Origin of the sequence: Endoryza foliicola, assembly GCF_050589245.1 — a bacterium.
Lineage (GTDB): Bacteria > Bacteroidota > Bacteroidia > Chitinophagales > Chitinophagaceae > Endoryza > Endoryza foliicola.
In genome coordinates this window covers 1-14009 of sequence record NZ_JBOBEW010000012.1, presented here as the reverse complement: position 1 = coordinate 14009, position 14009 = coordinate 1, and the positions used below count along the sequence as shown (strand labels likewise).

At 40.2% G+C, this 14009-nt stretch carries 14 protein-coding genes; 3 read left to right on the top strand and 11 right to left on the bottom strand.

Features of this window, described 5'->3' with window-relative positions; translation table 11 throughout:
• Window positions 1-31 precede the first annotated feature (31 nt).
• The 4 genes from ACQ2HE_RS19370 to ACQ2HE_RS19355 all read right to left on the bottom strand — a co-directional run bounded on the left by ACQ2HE_RS19370 (window position 32) and on the right by ACQ2HE_RS19355 (window position 3455).
• A complete protein-coding gene (locus ACQ2HE_RS19370) occupies window positions 32-1111 on the bottom strand; it encodes a serine hydrolase domain-containing protein (protein WP_430901602.1) in 1080 nt (359 codons plus the stop codon).
• A 78-nt stretch (window positions 1112-1189) separates the two neighbouring features.
• Window positions 1190-1765, bottom strand: a complete 576-nt coding sequence (locus ACQ2HE_RS19365; RefSeq protein WP_430901604.1) for a Crp/Fnr family transcriptional regulator — start codon at window positions 1763-1765, stop codon at window positions 1190-1192.
• Between the two features lie 70 nt (window positions 1766-1835).
• On the bottom strand, window positions 1836-2927 hold the full coding sequence (locus ACQ2HE_RS19360) for an alpha/beta hydrolase (RefSeq protein WP_430901606.1): 1092 nt from the start codon (window positions 2925-2927) through the stop codon (window positions 1836-1838).
• Window positions 2928-2966: 39 nt separating this feature from the next.
• Window positions 2967-3455: a nuclear transport factor 2 family protein gene (locus ACQ2HE_RS19355; RefSeq protein WP_430901608.1), complete on the bottom strand. Its 489-nt coding sequence runs from the start codon at window positions 3453-3455 to the stop codon at window positions 2967-2969.
• 223 nt (window positions 3456-3678) lie between these two features.
• Between ACQ2HE_RS19355 and ACQ2HE_RS19350 the strand changes: the two genes are divergently transcribed.
• Window positions 3679-4578, top strand: coding sequence for a helix-turn-helix domain-containing protein (locus ACQ2HE_RS19350; protein ID WP_430901610.1), 900 nt, complete (start codon window positions 3679-3681; stop codon window positions 4576-4578).
• 60 nt (window positions 4579-4638) lie between these two features.
• Here the strand turns inward: ACQ2HE_RS19350 and ACQ2HE_RS19345 are convergent, their stop codons facing one another.
• The 4 genes from ACQ2HE_RS19345 to ACQ2HE_RS19330 form a co-directional block, all read right to left on the bottom strand.
• Complete coding sequence (locus tag ACQ2HE_RS19345; protein ID WP_430901612.1) at window positions 4639-5772, bottom strand: serine hydrolase domain-containing protein; 1134 nt, start codon at window positions 5770-5772, stop codon at window positions 4639-4641.
• A 15-nt stretch (window positions 5773-5787) separates the two neighbouring features.
• Window positions 5788-6375 (bottom strand): hypothetical protein, encoded by a 588-nt coding sequence (locus ACQ2HE_RS19340; protein WP_430901614.1) that lies wholly within the window; start codon window positions 6373-6375, stop codon window positions 5788-5790.
• An 83-nt stretch (window positions 6376-6458) separates the two neighbouring features.
• Window positions 6459-7004 (bottom strand): hypothetical protein, encoded by a 546-nt coding sequence (locus ACQ2HE_RS19335; protein WP_430901616.1) that lies wholly within the window; start codon window positions 7002-7004, stop codon window positions 6459-6461.
• A gap of 115 nt (window positions 7005-7119) precedes the next feature.
• On the bottom strand, window positions 7120-7257 hold the full coding sequence (locus tag ACQ2HE_RS19330; RefSeq protein WP_430901618.1) for a hypothetical protein: 138 nt from the start codon (window positions 7255-7257) through the stop codon (window positions 7120-7122).
• 42 nt (window positions 7258-7299) lie between these two features.
• Between ACQ2HE_RS19330 and ACQ2HE_RS19325 the strand changes: the two genes are divergently transcribed.
• A complete protein-coding gene (locus ACQ2HE_RS19325) occupies window positions 7300-7407 on the top strand; it encodes a hypothetical protein (protein ID WP_430901620.1) in 108 nt (35 codons plus the stop codon).
• An 86-nt stretch (window positions 7408-7493) separates the two neighbouring features.
• On the opposite strand, the gene ACQ2HE_RS19320 is transcribed toward ACQ2HE_RS19325, so the two are convergent.
• Window positions 7494-8153: a response regulator transcription factor gene (locus ACQ2HE_RS19320; protein ID WP_430901622.1), complete on the bottom strand. Its 660-nt coding sequence runs from the start codon at window positions 8151-8153 to the stop codon at window positions 7494-7496.
• 12 nt (window positions 8154-8165) lie between these two features.
• Window positions 8166-10091 carry a tetratricopeptide repeat-containing sensor histidine kinase gene (locus tag ACQ2HE_RS19315; RefSeq protein WP_430901624.1) on the bottom strand — a complete coding sequence of 642 codons (1926 nt, stop codon included), beginning with the start codon at window positions 10089-10091 and terminating at the stop codon, window positions 8166-8168.
• A 46-nt stretch (window positions 10092-10137) separates the two neighbouring features.
• Between ACQ2HE_RS19315 and ACQ2HE_RS19310 the strand changes: the two genes are divergently transcribed.
• Window positions 10138-11373, top strand: a complete 1236-nt coding sequence (locus ACQ2HE_RS19310) for a serine hydrolase domain-containing protein (protein ID WP_430901627.1) — start codon at window positions 10138-10140, stop codon at window positions 11371-11373.
• Here ACQ2HE_RS19310 and ACQ2HE_RS19305 read toward each other — a convergent pair.
• Complete coding sequence (locus tag ACQ2HE_RS19305; RefSeq protein ID WP_430901629.1) at window positions 11370-13532, bottom strand: TonB-dependent receptor; 2163 nt, start codon at window positions 13530-13532, stop codon at window positions 11370-11372. The two genes, ACQ2HE_RS19310 and ACQ2HE_RS19305, sit on opposite strands and share 4 nt — an antisense overlap.
• Window positions 13533-14009: the final 477 nt, after the last annotated feature.

The window sequence follows — 14009 nt, the reverse complement described above, 5'->3', positions numbered from 1 at the left end:
AGATCACAAACCGTAGGTGGAATTTTTTAAATCAATTGGACTCTTTCATTTTCCGCATCAGCATCCGAACACCCTCTAAAGTAGCTTCATTGTAGGCATTAGCAAAAACGATGTATGCAAGACCTTTTCTGCGATCAATTTGAGCAATGGAATAATAAGTAAAATCACCGGTACCTGAATGCGATGAGAAAATGTTATCGCCCTCCACTATATTAAACCATCCTAATGCGTAAGCCGGTCGGCAATTATGTATGAAGAAATAGGTGGAGGCTTTAAGGTAGGCGTCGGACCCGGAAAGCCCTTTGAGATTGAGTTGAATAAACCGAACATAATCGGGCATTGTCATATTAATATCTCCTGCCGGCTCTGTATAGTCGAGGTGGTACATTTGATGAGAACCTAAAGGCTTCATGATGCCATCATTGGTGCGATGACCCCATGTATCCTTCGTAGTTTGATTATCGGGCCAAGAAAAACCAACGTTAAGATTCAGGTCTTGATTGAATACCCTTTTAATTAATGTTTCCCAAGACATCTGGGTCACTTTCTCTACCATTAGAGCCGCTAAAGTGTACCCTGCATTGGAGTAAACGAACGGATGCTGCGCAGATGGCTTCTCAGGCGCTTGCTTCAATACAAATTTTGCAAACAAGTAACGTTTGTGGGCATTGTCGCCTTGAAAATTTGGAATTACAGGATCTTGATCACCTTGAAATGGAGGAATACCGGCGCGATGTGTTAATAAATCTAGTAAGGTAATGTTTCGATAATAGCGTTCACTTTGAAATTTCCATTCCGGAAAAAGATCAAAAAACTTGGTTGTCCACTTGAGCTTTCCTTCTTCCACATATTTAGCAATTACAAAAGCCGTCATGGCCTTGGTATTTGATCCCAGATGAAAGCGGTCGTTTAAGGTAGCGGTATCCGGAAGTAAGATCGAATGTCTTCCAAGTGCAGCCATTTCGAATACACTGTCTGCTCGAACAACCGCATAACTCAATTCCGGAATATCATAGTGCCTTCGAATAGAATCGGCTGCTTTTAATAAAGATTGCGGATAGGCGTCATTTAAAAAACCAAGAAGCAGTAGAATGATCAAACGAGTTTTCATATCAATTTGCAACCGAGTAAACGATGGTCGGTTTCCTTTCAATGCAAATTATGGAGCAGGCAAACACATGAATGTGACCTAGGTCAAATCTTTGTATTTACTTCGAATTCTGCTCAAACGTTCTCTGGTAATACCCAGATACGAAGCTATATGTGCCAACGAAATTTCTTGAAGTAAACCTGGACGCAGTTGTAACAACTGCTGGTATCTTTCTTCTGCCGTAAGAGACATCACTTCAATCAACCGATTTTCTAAGATTGAAATGTAATTTGCCATGATATTATTTGTGATGAGCGTGTATTTATCAGGGGTACAAGCTTTCTTAAAATCCTTCAAATCACAAATAAGCACAGTACTATCTTGCACCGCTTCAATAGTAAAATTATTTGCAAATCCTTTTAAAAGGGAAGTTGGGCAACAATCGACATCGTCGGTAAAAGTGAATCCGAGTACATAGCTCTTATTGTTCTTTACGATGGAGGTTTTAAATGTGCCTTCTACAATATAAAAGAAGAAAGTAGGATGAGACTGATTTCGAATAATGGAACTACCTTTCTTCACCACTCGCTCTTTTCCAATTTTATGAATAATGGAAAGAAAATACTTCGATTGCTTTTCAGGGATAAACCCATACATGAATTCAGGAGATATCATACGCAAGCATTGAAATCAAGTTCTAAAGATAGTCCATTCGTCATTTTATCTTTATCATTCGAAAAAGAATTCAATCCAACTTCTTTTCTATCAACCATTTTTCCATCAAGTTTGCAATTTCCACATTATTCAAATCAGAAAAAGGGAAATGGGTATTGCCCTTGATGCCTATTTCTGGCAAGTGAACAATGGTTACATCACCACCGTATTTGTTTACCAGTGCTTGCCATTTGCGCGCCATTTGAAGTCGAGCTCTCCAACCATCGAGACCCGGATTGGGTGACTGTACCGTTGGAATATTGTCTCCATAATAAATGATAATGGGAATTTTTGTGAGCTTCAGAAAATCACTCATTGACACGGCGGAAGCTGGCAAACTGCCTCCAGTAAATACGATGGGTTCAGGCACTTCACCTTCCGGAAATAAAAATCCACTGCCGGGCTCATAGGAAACGATTGCCTTTACTTGAGCATTCTTAGCTGCCGTTAACCACCCCATGCCACCGGAATGAGAATGCGTCACCAAAATAGCAGGGCCAATTTTCGTTACCAGAGCAGACGCCGCATCGGTAGTAACAGTGATATCGATTAGACCAACATTCGGTGTCATTGATCGGAAGTATTGATCAAGTGTATTGGTGTCTTTGGCAAATTGAACTCCATCAAAATAATTGGGCCATACTCCAATTCGAAAGGTGCTAAACCATTGTTGTTCATCCGGCGTTGGTGCTATTGAACCCGCTACCATGCTTCTACCCGCATTGCCTCTTCTTGGTTGTGTGAAAAGGTAGACAGCATACTGTTTGCGTAGGAAAATATTCTGATAGCCTTCTCGTCCATCAGGTGTGGTCTCCCAAGTTTTTGAAAACTGTCCGAACCCATGCCACATGATCAAGGGGTATTTTCGAGCATGTGCAGGTATTTGATAAAACACATATCCGTGATCCCCTCTATAGCTCTGTCCGTCCGGTTTCGGATTGTTTGGATCAAATACGCCGGGCGCTGTTACTACAGTACCTCCAATGCTAAAACTGCCTTGGTCAACCACGTATAAACCGGATTTTTCGGATTGCATTTTTTTAGCCGAGCAGGCAGTCATGCACAATGAAACAGCATAAAATGCTAATACAGAAAATCGATTCAGAACAATACTTGAATTCATGCGACAATTTTGCATTGGTGTAGAATGTACTGCAATGTACTATTTCGTCATCTTAACTGGGCGCATCAACCTAGAAAAAGTAAGAGAAGCCATTTTCCATTGACCTTTCTCTTTTACATACACTTCTGTAACCATGAAAGGATTGGTAACAGTATTAGATCCAACTACTGCTTCCAAATCAATATCATTCAACAAAACGGCTGTATTGCCGAACATATTCACAACCACATTATAAACTTCTGCCTTCTTATACCAAATACCTCCGGTTTTAATGGTATTCAGTTCTACTTCCTTGCCCCACGTGCCTCCCATGTGGATGAACATCGATTTCTCAGCAAACAATACAGCCAAAGAATCTACGTTTTTTTCGCTCATCCAATCCCACTTCTTTTTGGACAAATTTATTAACTCCTTTTGCTCAGGACTATGCTCTGCAGCCGTTTTAATTGTTTCTGTTGGTGGCTGTTGGGCAATAGCTTCACCTACAAAAGCAAAAAACAAGAACAATACAAATAATGTAGATTTCATTTTATTAGTTTTAAAGTATAAAGCAATCTCCGGAATGTGCACTCAAATCTGTTATCTTTTCGGATTACTAAATTGAGGCTACCCGTACTTTACAAATCTCGCTTACATGGCTTTCTAAAACTGTATACATTTTCCTGATTCTTGTACCAATATTCCTGAAATCAGTAGTTCAACAGCTTGCATTTAAAAGAATAAGGTACTTTTAATGAGAAAACAATCCATTATGGACCCCATTAAGCGATTCGAAACCATACATGAATACAATGTGTTTAACAATAACGAAACCTTGCATCCACTGGTCAGTATTGTTGATCTCTCAAAAGCAACACCTCGTAGTGGCTCGAAAATGTATTTTGGTTTCTATACAATCTTTGTAAAAGAAGTAAAATGCGGAGATATTGTTTACGGACGTCAAACCTATGATTACCAAGAAGGCACATTGGTATTTCTGGCACCGGGACAAACGGCCGGAGTAAACAGCAAGGGAGAAATCTATCAACCGAAAGGGTATGCACTGGTGTTCCACCCGGACCTCATTATTGGCACACCTGTAGCGAAAAGAATCAAAGAATATGCTTTCTTCAGCTATCAATCGAACGAATCTCTTCACCTATCAAAAAAAGAAAGAGAAATCATTTTCGATTGCTTTTCAAAAATTAAGTACGAACTCGAACAAACCATCGATAAACATAGTAAGAAATTAATTGCTGCTAATATAGAATTGCTATTAGACTACTGCCTTCGTTTTTACGACCGTCAGTTTCTAACGAGAGAATATGTTCACAAAGGAGTAATGTCTAAACTCGATGAAGTAATTGCTAACTATTTCATCTCGGAAAAACTATCATCAATCGGTTTTCCTACCGTAGCTTATTGTGCTCAGGAACTACACCTTTCTGCTAGTTACTTCGGAGATCTGGTCAAAAAAGAAACCGGTAAATCAGCTCAGGAATACCTACAGCATGCAATTGTTCAATTAGCGAAAGAAAAAATAGTAGACTACAATAAAAGCATCAGCGAAATTGCATACGAGCTAGGGTTTAAATACCCACAGCATTTCAGCCGGTTCTTTAAAAATGCCGTAGGCGCCACACCTCAAGAATACCGCCAGCAACAGAACTAATATACATGCTCGAACAACGTATTAAAGAACAGGCCTGTTAAAATAACAGGCCTGTTCTTTTTATTTCACCAACTCACTCAAAAACTCCTTATCACTTCCGTTTCCATTGTTCTTGTACAAAACTATGATAGCATTCTTATCTGGATAAAACAGGGTATTGGCTTCTACCCCTAACAAACTTCCATTGTGACCATAAGCAATTCCTGCACCGGTTCTCCAAATCTCTATACCCAAACCGTATTCACATTCTGTACTATTACAAGAGCTTAGCTGCTTTCTCTTCATTTCATTCACGAGTAAAGGAGATACCAGTTGACCGTTAAACAAACCTTTCATAAAAAGAAATAGATCTTCAGCTGTAGTGATCAATCCACCATCTGCTTCAGCATCGCCTTCAGCTTTATCAAACAGGGTTACATCCATTACCTGACCATTTTGAAAAATATCAGCATAACTACGCGATACATTCTTATCATCACGGATTTCCAAATACGTATTCTTTAAACCCAAAGGCGTATAAATACGTTCATTGAAAAGTGCATTCAAGGTTTTTCCACCAAGTTCTTCCGCAATAGCACCAAGCAATAAGAAATTCGTGTTGCTATAAGAATACTCGCTTCCCGGACTGAATTTTAATGGCTTCCCACTCAAGTACTTTTTGATCTTTGCCTCAACACTCAATTTAGCCATCTCTTCCGGATGGTTTAATATATCTGTTTGATATTCGATACTTTCATTCACCGGATCAGGTATCCCACTCAAGTTTGCCAATAGATGACGGATCGTAATGGCACTGCTATTGTCGATATACTTTGAAAGATTCGGAACAAATGAACTCAACTTCGCATCAAGCGATAATTTGCCTTCTTGAACGAATTGCATAATAACCACTGAGGTGAACATTTTCGTAATACTAGCAGCACGAAACTGATGGTTTTTTCGCATAACTGTATTGTATTCTAAATTGGAAAATCCATCGGATCCAATCCACAAACGCTCATTTTCACGACTTACCAAAAGAATGCTTCCCGGTGAGGAAGTTTGAACTTTGTAGGTGTGGAGTGCCGCCTGATACTGCGTTTGCTTCGGATGATCATTATAGTCTACATCAGCTATTGGATCAGGTTTTATACTATTCTCCTTTTTACAAGAAATTGCTAGTAAAGCAATCAATACAATTTTATATAATTTCATTTTAAATGTTTTTTATTAGAATCGAAACTGAGTACCTAGATTAAAACTTTGATGCGGGAGCACGGGAATTCCTTTGTAACGAAACGGCATTTCTCCCATCAACTCATAACGTGCAAATACAGCCGATTTATTGAAATGGTACCCCGTACCCAAACCAATCACCGGCATAAATCGTATAAGTCTACCGGAGGTTTTATCGTACCCTTCTCCCGATGGCCTGTAAGTTGGAAGATCAGTATTGGAGAATTGAACTCCACCACCTAGTGTTGCATCGGCAAACACACGACCGAAAAAATGGCGGTACCCTACTTCACTAGACAAGAAAAAAGCGGAAGCATAATTCTTGTGTCGGTATACCCCAACATTAAGTGTTTGAAAAAATTGCTGACGACTTCCATTAGAGTAATAGAACTCCGTGCCGGCCTTTATTCCAACGCCACTCTTTTTAAAGAATCGACTTAAATTGGTAAGACCAATTGTTTCCGCGAAAATGGTCACTTTAAAAGGCATTTGCCTTGAATGAGCAAAAGGATTCTGGGCCTTAAGATTCATATTCGAAAACAATACGAAGAAAAGGCAACACAGATAAATACGTTTTTTCATGTATAGTAATCTTTGTTTTAGAATGAACAGAAATCAGATTCCATCGACAGATGAGTCTGACATAGATTTTTGGATGCTTTGTTTTAATTCACCAATTTGAAACTGCTTGAATAATCGTTTACCGGTGCATTGGGCTGAATCCGAAGCCATTGTCCATCTAAGCGGTAGTAATAGCGCGCGGTTAAATTGTTTTCGAGTTCAGTTGCAGTAGCATCTCTATCTACCACAATACTTCCCCAGCCTTTATAGTGGGCATTACATGGAGAAAAAATAAATGATCCTTCGGTGGCTGTAGATCCAGCTTCGAAGAAGATAGAACCGGTGGCCTTTGTGGCCGTTTGTGCATACTGTGATTGTGCAGAATAATAAAACTCCGCTCCCTTTCCATTGTTGGTGATTTTGAAAAACTTTCCACTCACCCAAGCGTTCCCAACATATTTACCATTATAAACGTCTACCAGTTGAGTCATGGAGGCGTATCCACTTGCCCAATTTCCGACCAATCCGGCGGGTGCTGCAGAAGCGGGTTTTCCGCAATCACTTACTGCGTTCGTTTCTTCTTTTTCGCAAGATGCCATCACAAAAAAACTGAGAATAGCTATTGCAATCGTGCTAATTTTTTGTTTCATGTCTATTGTTTTACTAGGAGCAAACATAGACAGCCTTAGCAGCACAGAAAATGCGATTCGAAATGAACTGAGTTAAAAGGTAGATGAATTGTATTTACCGTGAGTGCACAGCCCTTTATATGTCATGGGCCAATCGCTCTATTTCACTTCCACCCTCTAACCCTAATTTCTTCTTGAGTCGGAAGCGAATGCCTCGAATGGTCTTAGTGCTCACGCCAAGCATGGCAGTCATTTCTTTGGGAGTAATATTCAAAACGCGCAAATAACAGATGTTACAGGAAGAATCATTCAGAACTTGAAGTTAACAGCAGGAAGCAACTATGTGAATACAGGCTCATGGAATTCCGGCATCTACTTCTTAAAAACAGCAGATGGACAAATAACGAAACTAAACAAGGATTAACACTAGATACAAACGGTTCATTAGTGCTCATTCCAAAGCCGTCTCCTTGTGAGGCGGCTTTTCCTTTACGAAATCATATTATCTAATCAAAGCAAACCCTTCGTATACGCTATCTTCAAAGCCTGCGCCTTGCTGTTGACATGCAGCTTTTGATAAATACTGATCGTATGCTTTTTTACTGTGTTTGGACTAATAAAAAGTTTCGCTGCAATTTCTTTGTAGTCGAATCCTTCGCTTTGAAGTTTTAGAATTTCCTTTTCACGATCACTTAAATGGAATTGATCTGCTTGGGTAGTAGGTCTAGGGATATCGGGCTTCTGTAGCAACTGCAATATTTTATAGGCCACCGATGGCGACAAGGGCCCTGCGCCGGTTTCCCAAAGTGTAGTAATCATTTCTTGAAGTCGCTCGGCTGTTTCTTCTTTCAATATATAACCGCAGGCACCGGCTTTCACGGCTTGAAAAACACGCTCGTCATCATCAAAAATGGTCAACACAACATATTTGGTTTGCGGATATAATACTGATGCTGTGGCAATGGCGGTAACACCATCTACCAAGGGCATTTCTAAATCCATCAACACAATATGTGGACGTTTGCTTTCCTCCATCGATTTCATCTTTTGGAGAAAGTCTTCACCATTCACCGCTTCCAACACCAATTCGAAAGCTTGATTTCTTTCGAGCTTGTTTCGAATAACAGCGCGGTTATTAGCCTTGTCATCTGTAATCCCAATTCTGATCATTTGTTCTGACTACTATATTTTTAGTGTTATGGTTGTTCCTACACCTTGAATACTCTTGATGATCACTTCAAATCCACCGGCTGCAGCTCTATCCTTCATGTTTTGAATACCATTGCCTTCAATATTTAGTTGTTCTGAATGCAAATCGAAGCCTTTTCCATCATCAGCAACTGTAATGATCCAATCCTTATCGAAGCTACTGTTTACAGTAATCGTACCAGCCTTTGCATGCTTGATGGCATTGGTCACAGCTTCTTTCACTATCATGATCAAATGCAAGGCTTTTACCGAAGTAAGCAATTGCGTTTCAGGTGCAGCACCTGTAATTTGAAAACCAATACCGGAGAAATTCCGTTTGTTTTGTTGCATGAATGTAACCAATCTCAACCATGTTTCTGTGGCAGTTACTTCTGTAGCTTTCAAAGCCCAAACTGTTTCACGTAAACTTCCCAACATTTCTCGCGCTGTTTCTTGTAAATTTTGAATAAGTGGGCCGTTTTCTGATGATGCCTGTTCAAGTAAAGATGAATTGTGTAGAATGGCATTGGCGTGTACTCCCATATTATCATGCAATTCAGCAGCAATGCGTTTGCGCTCCTTGTTCTCTGCTTCTTCAACTGCAGCTTGGTTTCGAGCAAACTGCTTTCGTTTGTATTCTTTAAAGTAGAAATAGAAAATAGTAAGAGTGAGAGCCAGCACCAATAAGCTGGCAATAATGTATAAATTACGATTGGCCAATTCAGCTTTTTGATTAGCGATAAGAGTCTCCTTCTTTTGAAGATCGTACCGGGTCATCAATTCAGATATCTTCTCATTATCATTCAAGCGAATAGCAGTATCTGCATCCAAAATAAATTGCTCTAAAGCAGCGCTGTACAATTTGTAGTCGCCTTTTTGTTTATACAAATAAGATAGCGGACCATATACTCTGATAATTGCTTCTTTCAAATGAGCCCTTTTAATCAATTGTATGGTTTGCAACAATACGTTAATGGCACTGTCGTATTGCTTTTGTGATTTGTAGAATCCTGCCAAACGGAACATATCATTAACAGTATAGAGCGGATCTCCAATCTTTTGCCGAATGGCAAGCGCTTCTTTAAAGTCTGCTTCGCCGGCTTTGAGATCTCCAATAAGACCAAAATAATCGCCTCGATAGCTGAGCGCCGTTGGCAATAACCAGTAAAAATGATATTGCTTACTGTTTGCAATAACGGCATTATTGAACATAAGAAAACTATCTGTTTTCTGGGCATTGAGCGTACTGTCTATTTGTTGAAAATAAAACAATGCAAGATTGGAGGTAATCGTGGTTTCAATCTCCTTTATTTTTAGATCAGAACTGCCGGCCACCATTGCCAGCGCCTCCAACCACATGGTGTGGGCTTCATAGATCCTTCCGCTGTTCAAATAACTAGCTCCAATATAGTTTCGGAGATAACTTTGCGCTAGTACATTCTTATCTTTCTCAGCCTCTGCCAACAAGCTCAACTGCATTTCAATGGCTTTGACTCTCTCATTGGTACGGTTAAGCACATTCGCTTTTAGCAATTGTAGTTTATAATACAGTTCTTGATCGTCATTTTTAGAGAAGCGAAATATGGGGTTGGCTTCCAATTTCGGAATCACGCTGTCGGTATTTCCTTTTGTTAATTCCCCTGCCAACAAGTAATACTCAACCCAACGCAATCTTCGCGTGTCATTCAGTCGAACAGCAATATCTCTTCCCAAGGTAAAATACCGCTTTGCGGTATCGGCATTAAGTGAATTTCGAAAGCTACCCAATTCAATGATGGCTGAGAGTTGATCTTTTTCTGTAGCAGCATGATAAAATCGATCGCGAATGAGGTCAATAGCAGGAAACTGGGTCCGAGAACTCAGTCCGATACAGAGCAGTAGAATAAGGTATAGTGATCTGATAGCGATCATTTTCAACATTACTACGTAAATATAGAGGTACGGTTCGGATAAAAAAACTATCCAAATGGACCATAGGTCAGATTTGGGAAATAAGAGAGGTTTGAAGCCTAAATGTCAAACTATGCGCCTTACTACACTGCTTTCAGTATTTCTCATCACTTTTTTGAGTTGCAAAAAGGGTGACAGCACCCCTACTCCTACTCCCGATCCAGGGCCCGTTAAGCAAACTGATATCACTGCAGTAGATAGCAAAGTGCAAACGTTTATGAGCTCCTACAATATCCCAGGAGCCTCCCTTGCCATTACAAAGAATGGGAAATTGGTATACGTTAAAGGCTATGGGAAGGCTAATACCGCCACCGGCGAAGATGTAACCCCTGCACACCGTTTCCGATTGGCTAGTGTTTCAAAAACCTTTACAGGCGTGGCCATTATGAAGTTGGTTCAAGATGGCAAACTAAACCTTGATGCCTTAGTATTTGGAGCAGGTGGTGTATTGGGTACCGACTACGGCACTGCTCCTTATAATGCGAATCTCTTAAAAATAACCGTTCGCCATTTACTCCAAAATGTTAGCGGCTCTTGGGGCGCCAGTACTGGTGGCGATGTAATTGACCAAAATCCGTCTTATACCTACAAACAATTCTTCGACTGGTTGCTTGCAACCCGCCCCAATCCCAAAGCACCGGGTACAGTGTACGATTATTCCAATGTAAACTTTGTACTCGCCGGGCGAATCATTGAAAAAATTTCAGGTAAAACGTATATCAATTACATAAAGGAAGACATCATGGCACCTATTGGTGGCACCCAAACAGAGATGAGTGGAAAAACAGAGGCAGAGCAGAAAACAAAGGAGGTAAAGTATTATGGTCAAGGCAACGATTTGAACTTTGTTTATAGTATTGCCTTCCCTCGCAGAGATGCCGATGGTGGACTCATGACTACAGCAACCGATCTTATCCGTTTAGTAACGGCAATAGACGGATCCACTACGCGCCCTGATATCTTGAACAGCACCAATTTAACAGCACTCACCACCCCTTCATCGGTATTTAGCGGTTATGCATGTGGTATTGGAATATGGACTGCTGAAAATGTGTGGTTCAACTACGGAAGTTTGCCCGGTACACGCACTGCCTTCATGCGCAATGCCAATGGCATGTGTGTGGCGCTGTTGCTAAATTCTCGAGTAGACCCAACAACCAACGAAACACCGTTTGTATATGCGATGCAAGACATGATTTTAGATTTCACCAAAAACAGTTCGTATAGTTGGCAGAATATTGATCAGTTTTAAAACTTCCATCGAATCGATAAGTTCAAAACCCGTCCATCAATGGGAGCCCAAAGCGATTTAAATGTAGGATTGGTAACCGTACCCGTATAAAGGGATTCCACTTTGCTTTGGCGGTAATCGAGTAAATTCTCTCCATTCAATACCAAACTAATATGGGAACCGAATTTCTTTTCCACCATAGCGGCCATAAAGAAATAACCCGGTGTTTTCGTATAATCTTCACGGTATTGAAATCCATTATACGAACCCTCTAAACCAAAACGAAATCCTTCTTCCTCAAAATCTCTCACAATGGTAAATGCAAAACGATGTTTGGGAGTAAGCGGTATGAATTGATTTTGAGTTAAATACTTTCGCTCTGCAACGGTAAAAGTATAGCCTACATAGAGCTCCCACTCATGTACCAATGCTTTTACATAGGTATCGGAGCCTCTGGTTAAAATTGGTTTCGATTGATTTTGAAAACTCACATCTCCATTAGAAGCAGCCGTTGGTACTACAGGATCTGTTAACTGAGTCAGAAAAAAAGCCTGATTGATAAAGAGCTCATTCCCTACACCCCATTCTACTTTGTAATTGATCTCAGCATTGTACCCTACTGACTTTTCAGCTTTTATTGTAGAAGGCAAGCTCGTGATCTTTTGTATTTCAAAATCAGTATTCTGTGCGGCCAATGCATTCGGAGCTTTGTACCCAAAGCCAATACCGGCACGAGTAGCCCAATGTTCGTTTATTCGATGAAAAATAGCAAGACGTGGTAGTATAAAGTTTCCGTAGGTAAAATGATAATCGTTGCGCAGTCCAATTTCAATATTGGTATGCTCTTGCAGGTTGATTGATTCCTGAGCAAAAACCCCAACCGTATTGTTATGAAAATTATTCAGAGGAATTGTATTGGTGAGTTTCGTAAACTGATCACCCGTAGCATTCACACCCACCACCAAATTGTTTGCATTGTGTGGTAAGAAAGCAGAAAGCTCGGTGTAGTAGTTAGTTTGTCGGCCTGTAAAATCAACTTGATTGTTAAGTATTCTTCTCTTAAAGGAACTCAAACTACTCTTGAACTCTAGTTTGCGATTGTTCGCCAAATTACGCTGCGCCGTCAGTTCCCAACTATTTCGATTGATGGTATTGTTCTCGAAGTATTGATGTGTAGCGTCTGCCTTACCTGCCAATACTTGCATATCACCTCCATTTCGTTTCTCAAAAGTTCCTGTATACCCAACAACAACCGTGGTTTTGTGATCGGGATAGAAAAAGAAACGCGGGTGCAGCACCAAGCCTTTTAAATCGGACAGATCTGAAAATCCGTCTTTATTTACATCCACCGCTTTCTGATAATTATACCCACCGAAAAAAGTATAGCCCACTTTTTTATCCTTGCGAGAAAGAAATGTATTGTAATTGGTTTCTTTAAGAGTGGTTTGATTGATACTGAAAACCGCTTCCTGCTTCGCTGTTGGTTTACGAGAAATGATATTGATCAACCCTCCAATGGCGCCTCCTCCATATAAAGTGGAGGCCGAGCCTTTGATCAATTCTGCTTGCTTCAAATCTAAGGGAGGAATACTCAAAATACCAAAGCCGCCACTAAAGCCATCGTACAAAGGCATCCCGTCTTTGAGGATTTGGGTATATCTACCGTCAAGACCTTGAATTCTTACATTGGAATTTCCATTGATGGCACTGCTCTGTTGAATTTGAACACCACTCACGTCTCCCAAAATGCTCGCAATACCGGCGGGTTTAATAGTACTCTCCTCCTCCATCTCTTCTCTTCCTAGTACTTCTACCTTTAACGGCGAATTTTCAATGCGTTGGTTGTTGCGGGTAGAAGACACAACGGTAACTTCTTCCAATTCCTTTTGTGCACTGATCATTTGAATGAGCAAGGTATCAGGAAAGGGGGCCACAAGCGTTGTATCCTGTGTTTTGAACCCTACGGCAGAAAACGACAATTTTGATTTTTCATTTGCCAATTGCAAAACGGCCAATCCATTCGCATCGGTTGATTTGATCGATTTCCCATTCAAGGCGATGCTTACACCCTGAACTACATCACCTGTTCCTGAACTTACTGTTTTAACAACAACTTTAGTCTGCGAAAGCGCAGCTACTGTAGTAATAAACAATCCAAAAAACAAAACCAATCTTTTCACTTCGTTTCTCTTTTTAGTTATAGAAATCATTCATGTACCGATAAATTGTTGAGAGTTTTATATTGATAAGAATTAACTCTCAAATAGAAAGCAAAGTTATCATTGATTCTCTGAAACATTCTTTATCACGAACTTAAGGAGCGCTTTGAATAAAAGAAATGGGCCTCATTAACAAATAGAAAACAAATTCTAGTAAAACAGGCGTTAGGAATTAGGTATTAGGCGTTAGGCCTTAGGTTTTAGGCTTTAGGTGAATACAGTGCAACGTATAAATTTTACATTGTTAAAAAACTAGTAGCCTCGTCAGGAATCGAACCTGAATCTGGAGCTTCGTCTCGTTTTAAACGAGATTATACTATCCATTGTGCTACAGTTCTAAGTTGTGAGTTTTAAGTTATGAGGAGAAGGCTTTGGGTATAAGGCGTTAGGCTTTAGGCTTTGGGCAAATACAGTGCAACGCACAAATCTTTCATTGTT

Coding starts and splice junctions, on each gene's coding strand:
- ACQ2HE_RS19370 (WP_430901602.1), bottom strand. CDS start 1,111: ATGAAAACTCGTTTGATCATTCTACTGCTTCTTGGTTTTTTAAATGAC.
- ACQ2HE_RS19355 (WP_430901608.1), bottom strand. CDS start 3,455: ATGAAATCTACATTATTTGTATTGTTCTTGTTTTTTGCTTTTGTAGGT.
- ACQ2HE_RS19365 (WP_430901604.1), bottom strand. CDS start 1,765: ATGATATCTCCTGAATTCATGTATGGGTTTATCCCTGAAAAGCAATCG.
- ACQ2HE_RS19345 (WP_430901612.1), bottom strand. CDS start 5,772: ATGAAATTATATAAAATTGTATTGATTGCTTTACTAGCAATTTCTTGT.
- ACQ2HE_RS19350 (WP_430901610.1), top strand. CDS start 3,679: ATGGACCCCATTAAGCGATTCGAAACCATACATGAATACAATGTGTTT.
- ACQ2HE_RS19310 (WP_430901627.1), top strand. CDS start 10,138: ATGGACCATAGGTCAGATTTGGGAAATAAGAGAGGTTTGAAGCCTAAA.
- ACQ2HE_RS19360 (WP_430901606.1), bottom strand. CDS start 2,927: ATGAATTCAAGTATTGTTCTGAATCGATTTTCTGTATTAGCATTTTAT.
- ACQ2HE_RS19315 (WP_430901624.1), bottom strand. CDS start 10,091: ATGTTGAAAATGATCGCTATCAGATCACTATACCTTATTCTACTGCTC.
- ACQ2HE_RS19320 (WP_430901622.1), bottom strand. CDS start 8,153: ATGATCAGAATTGGGATTACAGATGACAAGGCTAATAACCGCGCTGTT.
- ACQ2HE_RS19340 (WP_430901614.1), bottom strand. CDS start 6,375: ATGAAAAAACGTATTTATCTGTGTTGCCTTTTCTTCGTATTGTTTTCG.
- ACQ2HE_RS19335 (WP_430901616.1), bottom strand. CDS start 7,004: ATGAAACAAAAAATTAGCACGATTGCAATAGCTATTCTCAGTTTTTTT.